Source organism: Arenimonas soli, from assembly GCF_014643775.1.
In the GTDB taxonomy this organism is placed as follows: Bacteria; Pseudomonadota; Gammaproteobacteria; order Xanthomonadales; family Xanthomonadaceae; genus Arenimonas; species Arenimonas soli.
This window is the reverse complement of sequence record NZ_BMKC01000003.1, coordinates 95,715-111,330: the sequence shown is the minus strand read 5'-3', so window position 1 is coordinate 111,330 and position 15,616 is coordinate 95,715. Positions and strand designations below refer to the sequence as shown.

Here is a 15,616-nt window from a genome sequence, read left to right as displayed (position 1 = left end):
CTAAACACCCTGGGGAGGGAGCCACGCATGGCCACGCCGGTCCGTTTCGCCCTTGTTGGTTCGCTGCTTCTGGCTGCCCTGCCCGGGCTGGCCAAGGACACCCCTTCCGCCGCCGATGCCGAGCTTGAAGCCCGCATCACCGCCATGGCCCGCATGGCCAGCGCCACGGGGCCGCAGTATTCGCCCGATGGGCAGTGGATTGCCTTCCACACCAATATCAGCGGCGTGTCCCAGGTCTGGCTGCTGCCGGCCGAGGGTGGCTACCCGCGGGCGGTGAGCGCCGGGCCCGATGCCGCCAATGGCGTGCGCTGGTCGCCGGACGGCCGGCTGGCCTATGCGGTGTCGCCGGGCGGCGGTTACAACGCCCGGCTGCTGCTGACCACGACCAAGGGCACCGACACCATCGCCATGGACGACGACGGCGAGGCCAATACCTTCCTGGGCGACTTCGCCGACGACGGGCGCTACCACTTCCGCAGCAACGTGCGGAGCCCGTCCATCACCGACCCCTGGATCTGGGACCCCAAGACCGGCAAGGCCACGATGGCCTTCGAAGCGGACGGCTTCGGCGGCATCGCCGACCTGAAGGGCGAGCACGCGCTGGAATGGAAGCTGGTGACGCGCGGCGACGTCAACGCCTACCGGCGTGACCTGCGCACCGGCGAGCGCATCCTGCTGACTGCGCACGAAGGGACGGCGTCGGCCTTCGGGCAGTTCGGCGCCGACACGAACACCGTGTACCTGGGCCACAACCTGGACCGCGACAACATGGTGTTCGGGCGCGTGGACATCGGCGCCGACGGCACGGCGTCCGCGCCGGTGACGCTGGCCGAACGCGACGGCGCCGAGCTGGAGGACTTCCTGCTGAGCAAGGACTTCAGCTTCGCCCTGCTGGTGTGGAACGTGGCCGGCCGCAACGAAATCGAACGCATCTCGCTGCCCGACGGCAAGCGCAGCGCCCTGCCCGCCGCGCCGGCCGAGCTGGTGTACTCGGCGGACATCGCGCCCAACGGCCGCCACGCCGTGCTGTCGCTGGCCGGCTCCACGACGCCCGCGGACCTGTGGCAGCTGGACCTGGCCAGCGGCGACTACACCCGCCTCACCTGGAGCCCGCACCCGGGCGTGGACCTGGCCACCCTGGTGAAGCCGGAGCTGCGCACCTACGAATCCTTCGACGGCCTTGAGCTGTCGGGCTGGCTGTACCTGCCCAGGGACTTCAAGGCGCCGGGGCCGGTGGTGCTGAGTTTCCACGGCGGCCCCGAAGGCCAGGAAGTGCCCGCCTTCCGCAGCGACTACCAGGCCCTGCTGGCCAGCGGCATCGCCGTGTTCGCGCCCAACATCCGTGGCTCCTCCGGCTTCGGCAAGGCCTTCATGACCCTGGACAACCAGGCCGGGCGCTTCGACGCAAACAAGGACATAAAAGCCACCGCCGACTGGCTGGTGCGCGAAGGCATCGGCGCCAAGGACCGCCTGGGCATCATGGGCGGCAGCTACGGCGGCTACGCCACCATGGTGGGCGTGACCGAATACCCCGAGACCTTCGCCGCCGCGGTGAACCTGTTCGGCATGGTCAACTTCGAAACCTTCTTCGCACAGAGCGAGCCCTGGATGGCGGCGATATCAACCAACGAATACGGCGACCCGAAGACCCAGGCGAAGCTGCTGCGCGACCTGTCGCCGATCCACAAGCTGGACCGGGTGACGACGCCGCTGCTGGTGATGCATGGCGCCAACGACACCAATGTCCCGGTGGTGGAGGCGGAGCAAATTGTGGAGGTGTTGGGGAAGCGCGGGGTTGAGGTGGAGTACGTGTTGTTTCCGGATGAGGGGCATGGTTGGAGGAAGGAGGCTAACCGGGTGCGATCCACGCTGGAGATGACGCACTTTCTTCGCGAGCACCTTACGAAGAACGTGGAAAATTGACGGCAAAGCTAGTTTGGTATGCCAGAGATAGGGAACCGGCGCCAAAGTCCGCCTGGACCCCATGGGCGGTACCCAGTGCAGCTACACCGTGATGGCGGGCGTCATAAAATCCAAAGCCACCTTTGCCGTCGCGATGAACCTGTAAGGCATGATGAACTTCGAAACTGTCGAAAATCAGTTCGCCCAGCGAATACCTTGGGATACTCGCTGATTGGCAGGCTTGATCCTCGATGAGCCATCCTCACAATCATGATCAAATCGGGAGCTAGCCGCTGCCACTCACGAACCAACGCGTGAACGATAAGAAGCTAGCCTTCACTCCCGAGCGTGCGAAACGACCAGGAAGTACCCAATGACAAAGTATCAAATATTCGTCAGCTCAACGTACGAAGACTTAAAAGAAGAACGGTCACAGGTGATCAAAGCAATTCTTGAAATGGGCCACATCCCAGTAGGCATGGAGATGTTCAGCGCGGCCGACGAAGAGCAGTGGAAAATCATCACTCGGCAAATTGACGAAACAGACTACTACGTAGTTGTCGTAGGAAGCAGATACGGGTCAATTGCAGACGGCGTCAGCTACACGGAAAAAGAATACGACTATGCGGTGTCAAAAGGAGTTCCGGCCTTAGGTTTTTTGGTCGACCCAAGCGTGGAGCCTTTGGCAAAGAATACTGACAAAGAGGAAGAAAAGATCGCGGCATTAGCTAAATTCAAAGCCAAGGTAAAGCAACGACCGGTGGGATTCTGGAAGTCGGCTGACGATCTCCATGGGAAGGTCTCCATCGCGCTCATGAAGGCGTTTAATACGACACCTCGAATAGGATGGAGCAGAGCAACTGGAGTCGCCGGCCCTGAAGTTACTCAAGAACTATCGCGACTCTCCAAGGAAAATGCTGTGCTTCGCAATCAGTTGAGTGTTGCGCAGAATATAGAAGTCATAGATCGCCGCGCTCACTTACAGGGGCGCATAGATACGCTGAAGTCCGTAGATCGCGAAATCCTGATTCGAGAACGAGGGAAGAAAACTTGGGATATCCGTGTTGAAAGAACGCTTTTCCAGATCTTCTCCCAGCTAGCGCCAGAAATGATGGTGGAGATCTCTGAAAGATCTGCTTCTACGTTCTTGGCCATCATGAACAAGCCAAATGCGGATGTAGAACTTTCGCCAAAGGCACCTGTCCCCGAGAATCATGTACGCCTTTTGTTCGCAGACCTCGCCTGTTTGGACCTCGTTGAGCCAAGCAAAAAGAAGCATCAAGTGGCTGACAAAGAATCCTATTGGTCACTGACGCAAGAGGGGAATGATGTGCTCAAGCTCCATCGCGCCACCCGTCTTGAAGCTGAAGCTGTCAGCAAATCAGATAAAGTCCCTCAGCAAGACCAAGGAGCTGCGGTGCCCCCGAAGAAGCGAAGCAACGCGAAGAAGAAATCGCCCTCCTAGTGATTCTCAAACTGGCCGGGCGCCTCCCCGGTCGGCAGACACTTCCTAAGTGGACCATTCTCGCAACTCCTTCCAGCTGGGAAGCCGACTATGGGCGTCCCAGGTCAGGCGGATTCTCTGTAGATACATCACAGATGCATTTCGCACCAATTCCACAGACGCCCGAATCGAAGGTATATCCGCCACTGTTTGAGCAGGCCGTCCTGCAGCGATTCTCTGCTGTGCGGATTGCTTCTGCACACATTTCGCCTATGACGGACTTCGGCGCGACGTCCGCGGGAACGCCTATGCCAGCACTGCTAGCGGTGCACTCGTCCACTCCAACGACCTCAATCTGCACCGCATCAGACGCAGTGCTTGTCCCGGAACCTAAAACAAGTGCCAACAAGAGCGACTTGAACATGCGAGCCTCCAGCTAAGGGGTAGTGTTCCGGCACAGCTTGGTTCGCGCTTCAGCCCGGCGAACGGGTGCAGAGTGCTTCCGGAACGTCTCCATCATTCAGAGTCAGCGCGATCATTGGAATCGTCGAAATGATGAGAGATGAGTAAGAAACTTCTTACTCTCAATTGCAATGCTGAAAGCGGTACGGCGACGCCCACACTCCATTCAATAGCGGGGATAACCGCAGCGATACAGCTATCTTGGAGGTAAATCGGATTGTGGAGGGGTTGCGGCGCCTTGCCGAAAGCCTGTGACCTTCCCCTAGAGAATCTGCTTGCAGATATCACTAACCAGATTCAATCCAGCTCTAACGTCGCTGCTGGACTTAGAGATCGCAAATGTGTAACGGCCGTCGCCCATATAGACAGCTTTGTAGTGCTTTCCATCATCTGAAATTTCAAACCCAAGCCGCTCCAACTTTACTCGAGACTTTGCATCAAGAACCTTGTAGCCACGAAGCACTGCCTTGATTTCTTCTGCCTTCTCGTGCGCAGCTGAGCTTCCTGGGTTGGCCTCCAGCAAGTCACGCACAATATGCTCTCTACGGCTACCCGGGAGAACCGCGCTGGCGTAGTGCGCCAAGGCATCGCGGACGACCCCGAGAATCTCCCCCTCAAACAAGTCCTGCTCTAGCCCCGCGGCGAGCACACCCTCGACAGTGCCCGACTGCGGTGCTCTATACCTGAAGTAGTCTGCATGTGCCGCCGCATTCTCCGCTTCAAGTTGTTCAATTCGAAGCTCCTTTGAGGCTATCTCTGCGCCGAACGCACTATAGAATTCCTCAAGTTCTGCCGAGCCTTGCTCACGAAGCTTCTCTAGTCTCCGGCTTGAGACCTGCTCTTTGAGGAACGCCCAACTGCAGTTTGCAATTTGTCTGCGGTTCGACAGAGATGAGCGAATATCACGCGCAATCTCCATCGATAGCGCACGAGGGTTCGTTATCTGTCTACCTAGAAAGTATGACTTCTGCCGTCCGCTCTCAGGCCAATAGACTCCGATTGCTCCACCATAGGCGTTCCTGGATGCTGTTGCGCTGCGCAGCCGGAATGAGAATGCCCTACTTGGCTCAACCACAACGTGGGCGGTCCCGGAGACCCATCGCGATAGCGCCAATGGATCGACTGCGTATCCGCCGTTATAGCTTGAACTGACGTACACAATCGGTAGCCTATTTCGGGCCTTACCGAGGATAAGGGCGGCAGCTGCCAGCTCCTGACCCTCGGCTAGAAATATGGCCTGATCGGCGACCGGGACGTCTCCGTCCATGCCTCCGCCGAGTTCGCTTAGGATCTGCTTAACGAAGTAGGGCTTTCTCGCAGGTGGAAGGCGATCTGGCGCGCGCGCGTCTTCGCAAGTTACGCGGACGCTTACAACCAGTGATCCGCTAACGATGTTACATACGATGTGTGTCGTCCACTCGACACCAGTGGACTCTGCAATCGAGTATTTAACACCGCCACATCGAGTGGTCTTATCCTGAATCAGGATTGATACAACGGTTTCCCGCCCACTCGAGAAGAGCTTCTCTAGTTCGTCAGCAGGCATAGTCAGCTGATCAGGCGAAATCCGACTGTGTGGGCTTCCCGTGATCCATTTGTGCGCTAGAGCTACTACGTCAGTTGGCGTCACGCCCGCTGCAACTGGAAAGTCGGTTGAGAAGCTGATCATTCAATAACCTCCCGCAGCGTCGTTCGAGTGAAATTTACGTCGGGAACACGTATCTTGCTTGCGGATCTCGATCGACATCCTCGCGGTGGTCGTGTACGAGCAACCCCATCTTTGCAAGTTTCGCGAGCAGATTTCTGGCTGAGGGCCAGCTTCGTCCTGTAAGCCTCTGGGCCTCGCTCACACTAATCTGCCCGTACTCAGCGGCGAAGTTCAGCACCCGCTTTTCTTGCTCGGTCAGCGACTTAGCGAGCGACACCCCAATGAGCTGGGCGACATCTGAATCCACCCAGACCTTTCTTTGCTTTATGTTGTTCCTAAGGACAACTCGGACAGACGCGTGCCCCACCTGCTCTTGCATAAACTCAGGTCCCGGGAGCTCCATATGCATCATTTCATCGCGAATTCGCTTAGTTCCCTCGTGCGCACAACGAACATACTCAAGATAGTACATCGCCTCCATCAAGCATGGGTTTCGCGGGTGATGGACATCGTAAATATTTTCTGCAGTTACAAAGGGAGGAAATGCGCCCGGACTCTCGACAACCAATCGATCATCAAACATCTTCACGAAGATGTTCATATTTTTCATGCCGTCGCCATAGCTGCGGTGAACACACGCGTTAACTACCGCCTCGTACCAAGCGAAGCGCGGATATTCGGGGGATGTATAGAACTTCCCGTCCTTATTAAGGCGAGAGAAGTCTCTTAGCTGGGAGAGTAGCGCTTTTTCAGTCTCTTGGATCAAGACTGGGACGGGGCCATCAATCCAAATGTCTTTGATAGCGTTCCAACGCTCTCCAGATCCCTCCGTTTCACCATCGAAACGCAAGAATCTCACTCGGCATCCAGGAAGAACGTCTCGCGGGTCTTTTCCAAGAAGCAGCGCACAAGCCATATTCGGCTCGAACTTGGTGCCGGAGACCTTCCCCAGCTTGGCCAACTGAAGCACGTCTGGCGTATTGTGCGAGTCGTCCAGTCCTCGCGCGCTTATAAAGGACGTTACGAAAGACCGTACGAGCGATGACTCGAAATCATCGGGAAATCTGAGTCCAGATGCCTCTCTCTCAAACGACACTTCACCCTTGTCAATTTGAAGGCTTCTAATTTCCTCGGGAAGCTTGAGCTCAACCTTACTGTCCCCCTTACGCACGAAGACTTTTCGGTCCTGGGTTCGCACCACCTTGTCGGGGTGATAGCGCACACGGAGCATCAGCAAGAAGTCACTCGTGCCATCTGCTCGCGTGAAGTCAAATCGTCTAACTTCACAACGAGCGTCCGGACAGAGATCGTAGCCAGTCTTCTCGATACGATTGATCTTTTCGGCGCCTACAAATTTGCATCCCTCAAGCTCGCCGACTTTTGATACGCCAAGGATAACGAGCCCCCCATCTGGGGGCGTGTTAGCCCACATTCCCAGATACTCTGCAAGGTCCCTCCGGGCGTAACTTGCAGACTTGAACTCGAATCGGGATGACTCACGAATACCCCGAATTAGTTCAACCGTAGGATTCTCAAACAGCTCATCCGGTGTGACATTATCCGGCGATCGTAGCGCTGGAAATTCCAGAGAAAGTTGAGTCTCCTCAGTCATGCGATTAAGGCCTCTAAATTCATCGGTAGTGCAGATGGATTCGTCACCTACAAGGCGATTGGGTTGGCGCGCTCCGTATCGATCTTGTACTGCTTGATCGCCCGCGCCACATCCTTCCCATTCATCTTGCCCTCGGCCGCTAGCGCCGCGATCGCCGCATGGGCGATGTAGTACCGGTCGACCTCGAAGAACCGCCGCAGGTTCGCGCGGGTGTCGCTTCGGCCGAAGCCATCGGTACCCAGCACGGTGTAATGGATCGGCACGAAGGCGCGGATCTGGTCCGCAAACGCTCGCACATAGTCGGTCGCTGCAATCGCCGGCCCCTGCCTGCCTTCCAGGCACTCGGTCACATACGCCTTGCGCGGTGACTTGGCTTCCGGGTTGAAGCGGTTCCAGCGTTCGGCGTCGAAGCCATCCCGGCGCAGCTCGGTGAAGCTGGGGCAGCTCCAGATGTCGGCGGTGACGCCGAAGTCCTTGTCCAGCAGTTCGGCGGCGGCGATGGCTTCGCGCAGGATGGTGCCGCTGCCCAGCAGCTGCACGCGCAGCTCGCCCTTCTTGGGCTTGCCGGCGTCCTTCAGCAGGTACATGCCCTTCAGGATCCCTTCCTCGGCGCCCTTGGGCATGTCGGGGTGGGTGTAGGCCTCGTTCATCAGGGTCAGGTAGTAGTACTCGTCCACCTGGTCTTCCAGCATGCGCTTCATGCCGTGCTGCAAAATCACCGCCACTTCGAAGCCGAAGGTCGGGTCGTAGGCGCGGCAGTTCGGGATGGCGCCGGCCAGCAGGTGGCTGTGGCCGTCTTCGTGCTGCAGGCCTTCGCCGTTGAGCGTGGTGCGGCCGGCGGTGGCGCCCAGCAGGAAGCCGCGCGCGCGCATGTCGGCCGCCTGCCAGGCGCTGTCGCCGATGCGCTGGAAGCCGAACATGGAGTAATAGATGTAGAAGGGCAGCATCGGCACGTCGGACGACGAGTAGCTGGTCGCCGCGGCCATCCAGCTGCTGAAGGCGCCGGCTTCGGTGATGCCCTCTTCCAGCACCTGGCCGGTTTTGTCTTCGCGGTAGTACATCAGCTGGTCGGCATCGACCGGCTTGTACTTCTGGCCTTCCGGCGCGTAGATGCCGATCTGGCGGAACAGGCCTTCCATGCCGAAGGTGCGCGCTTCGTCGGCAACGATCGGCACGCAGCGCGGGCCCACCTGCTTGTCGCGCAGCACGATGTTCAGCGCCTGCACGAAGCTCATGGTGGTGGAGTTTTCGCGCTCGCCGGTGCTCTTCAGCAGACGCTCGAACACCTCAAGCTTGGGCGCCTCGAGCTTCTTGCTGGTCTTCTGGCGGCGCTGCGGCAGGTAGCCGCCCAGCTTTTCGCGGCGGCTGCGCAGGTATTCCACTTCCGGCGACTTCTCGCCCGGGTGGTAGAACGGCACCTCGGCCAGCTTGTCGTCGCTGATGGGAATATTGAAGCGGTCGCGGAAAGCCTTCACGCCCGAGTCGTCGAGCTTCTTGGTCTGGTGCGTGGGATTGAGCGATTCACCCCAGGTGCCCATGCCGTAACCCTTCACCGTCTTGGCCAGCACCACGGTCGGCTGGCCCTTGTGCTTCACGGCGCGGTCGTAGGCGGCGTAAACCTTGTGCGGGTCGTGGCCGCCGCGGTTGAGGCGCGCGATGTCGGTGTCGCTGAGGTTGGACACCAGCTTGGCGGTCTGGTCGTACTTGCCGAAGAAGTTGTCGCGGGTGTACTTGCCGCCGAAGGCCTTGCAGTTCTGGTATTCGCCGTCGACGGTTTCCATCATCAGCTTCTTGAGCATGCCGTCGGTGTCGCGGGCAAGAAGCGGGTCCCAGTAGCTGCCCCAGATCAGCTTGATCACGTTCCAGCCGGCGCCGCGGAAGCTGCCTTCCAGTTCCTGGATGATCTTGCCGTTGCCGCGCACCGGGCCGTCCAGGCGCTGCAGGTTGCAGTTGACCACGAACACCAGGTTGTCCAGGCCTTCGCGGCCGGCCACGCCGATCGCGCCCAGGCTCTCGGGCTCGTCCGTTTCGCCGTCACCCAGGAAACACCAAACCTTGCGGTCGCTGGGTTCGATAAGGCCGCGGCTTTCCAGGTACTTCAGGAAACGCGCCTGGTAGATCGCGCTGATCGGGCCCAGGCCCATGGAAACGGTGGGCGTCTGCCAGTAGTCCGGCATCAGCCACGGGTGCGGGTAGCTGGAAATGCCCTTGCCGTCCACTTCCATGCGGAAGTTGTCGAGCTGGCTTTCGCTGATGCGGCCTTCCAGGAAGCTGCGGGCGTAGATGCCCGGCGAGCTGTGGCCCTGGATGTACAGGATGTCGCCCGGGTGGTTTTCGCTGGGCGCGCGCCAGAAGTGGTTGAAGCCGACGTCGTACAGCGTGGCGCCCGAGGCGAAGCTGGCGATGTGGCCGCCGAGGTCGCCGGGCTTGCGGTTGGCGCGCACGACGGTGGCCATGGCGTTCCAGCGGATGATGCAGCGGATGCGCCACTCCATCGCGGCGTCGCCGTCGCCCTTGGTTTCCAGGTGCGGCGGGATGGTGTTGATGTATTCGGTGGTGGGCTGGAACGGCAGGTGGGCGCCGGCGCGGCGGGTCAGTTCGACCATGCGCTGCAGCAGGTGGTGGGCGCGCTCGGGGCCGTCGGCGTCGAGCACGGCCTTCATGGATTCGATCCACTCGCGGGTTTCGGTGGGGTCGAGGTCGTTTTCCAGCGCGTCGGTCAGCCAGTTCATTCCGTCTTCCTGAGGCCGGCATTCAGGCCGGCCAGATGGTTTTTAGAGTCAAGGCTCGGAGTTTAACGCATGGGCCGGTTATGCTGCGGGCGGGGGATGGAGGCGACGATGCTTGAAACAAGCCACCCTGTGGGCCCGATTCCCTGGCGCCGCAGCCTGCGTACCCGCCTGGCCCTGTGGACCAGCCTCACCAGCATCCTGCTGCTGGCGGCGGTGGCACTTATCTTCTACCTGGCCATCCGCGGCGTGCTTATCGCCAACACCCAGGCCGAGATGCGCGGCCTGAGCCAGCAGGCCGCCGGCCGGCTGGAGGCCACGCTCGATTCGGTGCAGGTAAGCGGCCGCACCCTGGCCGGCGCCGCCTCGGGCCTGGGCCGCCAGCCCATGGACCTGCGCGCGCTGATGCAGGCGACCCTGGACGCCGACCCGGCCATCGCCGGCGTGATGATCGCCATGGAACCGGGCCGCCTGGGTGACGAGGACCCGGGGTTCGACTGGTACGTGCGCAGGCAGGGTCCGGCGAAGCTGGAAAGCCGCCTGGCCGAACTGGGTTATGCCGATTTCCGCATCGAACCCTGGTACACGCGCACCGTCGGCACCAGCCAGCCCTGGTGGTCGGAGGCCTATTCCAACGACGCCACCGCCGGCGACCTGTTCGTCACCTACAACCTGCCGCTGTACCGCCCCGGCAGCGAGGGCGTCAAAGGCGGCGCCATCGGCATGGTCAGCCTGGACGTGCCGGTGCGCCGCCTGCGTGCGCAGCTGGGGCAACTGGTCGACGACCCGGCCCTGGTGCCCATGTTGTTCTCGCCTGAACACCAGGTGGTCATGCACCCGCGGCCGGACCATCGCGGCCCCCTGGACGAGGTGATCAAGGAACGCGGCCGTCCGGACCTGGCGCCGCTGGCCGACGCGCTGAAGCGGCGCATGTCGCTGGAGTTCGTGCACGACGTGCCCGGCGAGGACGGCGAACCGGCGCAGCGGCACTACAGCTTCACCCGGCCGGTGGGCGACAGCGGCTGGAGTTTCGCGCTAAGCGTGCCCGAGCGGGTCATCCTGGCCCAGCTCGACGAAGTAACGCTTTGGGGTCTTGGCGGCGGTCTGCTGGGCGTGGCGCTGTGCGTGTGGGCGGTGCGCCGGCACGCGGGCCGCATTGCCCGCCCCATCGAGGACCTGACCGACTCGGCCGGCCACCTGGCCCGCGGTGAATTCGACTATCCGCTGCGCCATACCCAACGCAAGGACGAAGTGGGCGTGATGGCGCGTGCATTCGACACCGCCCGCACCTCGCTCAAGCGGCAGATGCGCGAAATCGCCGACATGGGCTCGGCGCGCCAGAAGCTGGAATCGGAACTCGACATCGCCCGCGACATCCAGCGCGGCATGCTGCCGCCGGGCGGCCGCCTGCGCGAAAACGGCTCGGCCGTGGAATGGCAGGGCCTGCTGGAGCCGGCCAAGGCGGTGGGCGGCGATTTCTACAACGTGTTCCGGCGCGACGGCCACGTGCTGTGGTTCGTCATCGGCGACGTGTCCGACAAGGGCGTGCCGGCGGCGCTGTTCATGGCCCGCACGATGACGGTGCTGGAAGTGGCGGCCGAAGCCGGCGGCTCGCCCGGCGCCGCCCTGGCCGAAGCGGCCGCGCACCTGGCCGAACGCAACGAAACCTGCATGTTCGCCACCGTGCTGTGCGGCGTGCTCGACCTGCGCGGCGGCCGGCTGTCGCTGGCCAGCGCCGGCCACGAGGCGCCGGTGCTGCTGCACGCCGATGGGCGCCGCGAATGGCTGCCGGTGCCAACGGCCGGCCCGCTGGGCATCGACGTGGCCGGCGACTACCCGGTCTGGCATGGCCGGCTGGAACCGGGCGATACGTTGCTGCTTTACACCGACGGCGTCACCGAAGCCTTCGACGCCGCCGACCAGGCCTTTGGCGAAGACCGCATGCTGGCCGCCCTGGACCCGGCGCTGGAACCGGCCGCGCTGTGCACCACCCTGGCGCACGCCGTCCATGAATTTGCCGGAAACGCGCCGCAGTCGGACGACATCACGCTGCTGGCCCTGCGTTACGATGGAAATCCCGAAGGAGGCTGAGCATGCGAATTCGGCTGAATGTTCCGCGCGAACAAGGGCAGTTGCGCGACCTGGTGGCCGCCATCGACGGCGTGCTGGCGCGCGAGGGCGTGGACCCGGGCGTGGTGCACGACGTGCAGCTGGTCACCGAAGAAGTGGTCTGCAACGCGCTCGACTACGGCCGCGTGGAGGGCCGCGAACACGAAATCAGCGTCGGCATCGGCATCGACGGCAACCTGATCACGCTGGAGTTCCGCGACGACTGCGTGGCCTTCAATCCGCTCGAACGCCCCGACCCCGACCTGGACGCCGACATCGCCGACCGCCCGGTCGGCGGCCTGGGCGTGCACCTTATCCGGCAGCTGGCCGAAGACATCACCTACACCCGCCAGGAACCGCACAACATCCTTCGCGTCGTCCTTCGAACCCAACCCCCCGGGAGCCCCGCATGAACCTCGACGTCCATATCCAGCCGGCCAGCAACGGCAGCCAGCGTGTCGCCATCGGCGGCCGCCTCGACACCCACAGCTACCAGCAGCTCGACCAGCAGCTGGCGCCGCTGCTGGCATCGCAGGTCAATTCGCTGGTGCTGGACCTGGCCAACCTGGAATACATCAGCTCGGCCGGCGTGCGTTCGATCTTCAAGGCGCGCAAGGCCCTGGCCGGCCGCGGCGGGCGCGTGGTGGTGGTGAACCCGCAGCCGCAGATCCAGAAGGTCTTCGACGTGGTCAAGGCGGTGCCGATGAACGAGATCTTCTCGTCGGTGGCCGAAGCCGACGCCTACCTGGACGCGATGCAGAAGAAGGTGCTGCGCGGCGAAGACGAGGACTAACCCCGGTTTTCAGCGGGTGGCCAGCCAGGTGCCGCCGTAGACCAGCAGCGACAGCGCCACGTAGGCGAACTCCACCCGCCGCCGTCGCGCGGGATTTTCCCGCGCCCTGAAGACGTCCAGCACCAGCTGCCGGATCAGGAAGGTGTAGAGGATGTAGTACAGGAAGGGCGTGACGTGCACCGCCATCGGGTAGTCGTCGAGCGACTTGCCGAACAGCGACAGGATCCACTTGATCTCGACCCAGATGCCCAGCAGGCCCAGGCCGGCGTTGATGAACATCCAGCGCACCTGGTCGAGCCCGAAGATCGCCAGGTAGAACACCAGGTACACCACGATGGCGATGCCGCCGTGCATGTACAGGAACACCAGGTCCATGTCGTCGGCGCCGTAGGCCATGAAGAAGCCCGACAGCCCGAACATGCCCATGTGGAAAAGGAAAAACGGGTAGATGAACCACTTGGGCGCGACCTCGCCCTTGCGGTAGAGCTTGCCGTTGATGGTCATGTCGCCGCGAAGTTTCATCGGGCCGGGAGCCCCTAGCCGCGGGCGGCGCGGATCTGGGCGTCCACCGCGGCGATCGCGGTCATGTTCACCACCCGGCGCACCGTGGCCGAAGGCGTCAGCACGTGCGCCGAGGCGGCCAGGCCCATCAGGATCGGGCCGATGCCGACGCCGTCGGTGACGTTGCGCACCAGGTTGTAGCTGGCGTTGGCGGCGTCGAGGTTGGCGAAGGCCAGCAGGTTGGCGCGACCCGACAGCTGCGAGTTCGGGAAGATGCGGTTGCGCGCTTCTTCGTTCAGGGCGATGTCGGCGTGCATTTCGCCTTCCACTTCCAGCTTGGGCGCCCGTTCGCGCAGGATGGCCAGCGCGTCGCGCATCTTCTGCGAACTGGCCGACTCGCTGGAGCCGAAATTGCTGTGGCTCACCAGCGCCGCCTTGGGCTGGATGCCGAACAGCTTCAGGCGGAAGGCCGCCTGCACGACGCTTTCGGCGACCTGGGCGGCGGTCGGGTCGACCTGCACGTGGGTGTCGGTGAAGAAGAACACGCCCTTTTCGTTCAGCACGGCGCTAAGCGCCGACAGGCCGCGCACTTCGCTTTCCAGGCCCAGCACTTCGCGCACGTACTTGAGCTTGCGCACGAAACGGCCGACCAGGCCGCACAGCAGCGCGTCGGCTTCGCCCCGGCGCACCATCAGCGCGGCGATGACCACGTCGCGCGAACGCACCACCGCCTTGGCCGCGGCCGGCGTGATGCCCTTGCGCTGCATGATCTCGTGGTAGAGCTGCCAGTAGTCGTTGAAGCGCGGGTCGTCGTCGATATTGGTGACGTCCACGTCGATACCGATTCGCAGGCGCAGGCCCAGGCGCTGGATGCGGCGTTCGATGATGGCCGGGCGGCCGACCAGAATCGGCCGGGCCAGGCCTTCGTCCACCACCGTCTGCACGGCGCGCAGCACGGTTTCTTCCTCGCCCTCGGCGTACACCACGCGCTTGCGGTCGGCGCGGGCGCGGTCGAACACCGGCTTCATCAGCAGGCCGGTGCGGAACACCCAGCTCGACAGGCGGTCGCGGTAGCTTTCGATATCCTCGATCGGCCGCGTCGCCACGCCCGACGCCATCGCGGCCTGGGCCACGGCCGGCGCCAGCGACACCAGCAGGCGCGGGTCGAAGGGGCGCGGGATCAGGTAGTCGGGGCCGAAGCGCGGCGTTTCACCGGCGTAGGCGGCGCCCAGGTCGGTGGCTTCCCGGCGCGCCAGGTCGGCGATGGCGTGCACGCAGGCCAGCTTCATTTCTTCGTTGATCGTGGTCGCGCCGACATCGAGCGCACCGCGGAAGATGTAGGGGAAACACAGGGCGTTGTTGACCTGGTTCGGGAAGTCGCTGCGGCCGGTGGCGATGACCGCGTCCGGGCGCGCCTGGCGCGCCAGCTGCGGGTCGATTTCGGGCGTGGGGTTGGCCAGGGCGAAGATGACCGGCTTGTCGGCCATGGTCTTGACCATCTCGGGCTTGAGCACGCCGCCGGCGGACACGCCCAGGAACACGTCGGCGCCGTCCACGATTTCGGCCAGCGCGCGCGCGGCGGTTTCGCGCGCATAACGCGCGATGCCTTCGTTGACGCCGCCGGCGCACAGGTCGGGGCGACCGGTGTGCAGCACGCCGTCGCGGTCGACCACGTGGATGTTGGTGGGCTTGACGCCCAGCGCCACCAGCATGTCCAGGCAGGCGATGCCGGCCGCGCCGGCGCCGCTGACCGCCAGCTTGATGTTGGCGATGTCCTTGCCGACCACGTGCAGGGCGTTGATGAGCGCGGCGCCGACGATGATGGCGGTGCCGTGCTGGTCGTCGTGGAAGACCGGGATCTTCAGCCGCTCGCGCAGCTTCTTCTCGACCACGAAACACTCGGGCGCCTTGATGTCCTCGAGGTTGATGCCGCCGAAGGTGGGTTCGAGGCTGGCGATGATGTCCACCAGCTTGTCGGGGTCGTTTTCGGCGACCTCCAGGTCGAACACGTCGATGCCGGCGAACTTCTGGAACAGCACGCCCTTGCCTTCCATCACCGGTTTACCCGCCAGCGGGCCGATGTTGCCCAGGCCCAGCACGGCGGTGCCGTTGGTGATCACGCCCACCAGGTTGCCGCGCGCGGTCAGCGCGCTGGCCTCGCCCGGGTCGGCGACGATGGCTTCGCAGGCCGCCGCGACACCGGGCGAATAGGCCAGCGCCAGGTCGCGCTGGGTCACCATCGCCTTGGTCGGCGTCACCTTGATCTTCCCCGCCGGTGCCTGGCGGTGGTAATCGAGGGCGGCCAGTTTGAAGTCTTCTTGTTCGGACATGGGCAGGGCGTCGGCGTGCGTTGCGCAAGAGGATCCTGATTGTAGCGCCCCGCCCGACCCGGCTGCCGACGCGGCCGTATGGCTGT

General features: G+C 62.8%; 10 protein-coding genes. 5 read left to right on the top strand and 5 right to left on the bottom strand.

The window, feature by feature from the left end:
• Positions 1 to 27 precede the first annotated feature (27 nt).
• Together IEX13_RS11100 and IEX13_RS11095 are read left to right on the top strand one after the other, a co-directional pair.
• Complete coding sequence (locus tag IEX13_RS11100) at positions 28 to 1,923, top strand: S9 family peptidase (RefSeq protein ID WP_188664178.1); 1,896 nt, start codon at positions 28 to 30, stop codon at positions 1,921 to 1,923.
• 352 nt (positions 1,924 to 2,275) lie between these two features.
• Positions 2,276 to 3,367 (top strand): DUF4062 domain-containing protein, encoded by a 1,092-nt coding sequence (locus IEX13_RS11095; RefSeq protein ID WP_188664176.1) that lies wholly within the window; start codon positions 2,276 to 2,278, stop codon positions 3,365 to 3,367.
• A 703-nt stretch (positions 3,368 to 4,070) separates the two neighbouring features.
• Here the strand turns inward: IEX13_RS11095 and IEX13_RS11090 are convergent.
• The 3 genes from IEX13_RS11090 to aceE form a co-directional block, all read right to left on the bottom strand.
• Positions 4,071 to 5,354, bottom strand: coding sequence for a hypothetical protein (locus IEX13_RS11090; RefSeq protein WP_188664174.1), 1,284 nt, complete (start codon positions 5,352 to 5,354; stop codon positions 4,071 to 4,073).
• Positions 5,355 to 5,511: 157 nt separating this feature from the next.
• A complete protein-coding gene (locus tag IEX13_RS11085) occupies positions 5,512 to 7,068 on the bottom strand; it encodes an ATP-binding protein (RefSeq protein WP_188664172.1) in 1,557 nt (518 codons plus the stop codon).
• A gap of 47 nt (positions 7,069 to 7,115) precedes the next feature.
• Positions 7,116 to 9,800 carry a pyruvate dehydrogenase (acetyl-transferring), homodimeric type gene (gene aceE, locus IEX13_RS11080; protein ID WP_188664170.1) on the bottom strand — a complete coding sequence of 895 codons (2,685 nt, stop codon included), beginning with the start codon at positions 9,798 to 9,800 and terminating at the stop codon, positions 7,116 to 7,118.
• A gap of 108 nt (positions 9,801 to 9,908) precedes the next feature.
• Here aceE and IEX13_RS11075 point away from each other — a divergent pair, with 108 nt between their 5' ends.
• From IEX13_RS11075 to IEX13_RS11065, 3 genes are read left to right on the top strand one after another with little or no spacing between them, the layout of a single operon-like run.
• A complete protein-coding gene (locus tag IEX13_RS11075) occupies positions 9,909 to 11,888 on the top strand; it encodes a SpoIIE family protein phosphatase (RefSeq protein ID WP_229668527.1) in 1,980 nt (659 codons plus the stop codon).
• Positions 11,889 to 11,890: 2 nt separating this feature from the next.
• On the top strand, positions 11,891 to 12,319 hold the full coding sequence (locus tag IEX13_RS11070) for an ATP-binding protein (RefSeq protein ID WP_188664168.1): 429 nt from the start codon (positions 11,891 to 11,893) through the stop codon (positions 12,317 to 12,319).
• Entirely contained in the window at positions 12,316 to 12,699 is a 384-nt protein-coding gene (locus IEX13_RS11065; RefSeq protein WP_188664166.1) for an STAS domain-containing protein, read from the top strand. The genes IEX13_RS11070 and IEX13_RS11065 overlap by 4 nt, the downstream gene beginning before the upstream one ends.
• Positions 12,700 to 12,708: 9 nt before the next feature.
• Here the strand turns inward: IEX13_RS11065 and IEX13_RS11060 are convergent, their stop codons facing one another.
• Together IEX13_RS11060 and IEX13_RS11055 are read right to left on the bottom strand one after the other, a co-directional pair.
• Complete coding sequence (locus IEX13_RS11060; protein WP_188664164.1) at positions 12,709 to 13,221, bottom strand: hypothetical protein; 513 nt, start codon at positions 13,219 to 13,221, stop codon at positions 12,709 to 12,711.
• A 14-nt stretch (positions 13,222 to 13,235) separates the two neighbouring features.
• Positions 13,236 to 15,530, bottom strand: coding sequence for an NADP-dependent malic enzyme (locus IEX13_RS11055; RefSeq protein ID WP_188664162.1), 2,295 nt, complete (start codon positions 15,528 to 15,530; stop codon positions 13,236 to 13,238).
• Positions 15,531 to 15,616: the final 86 nt, after the last annotated feature.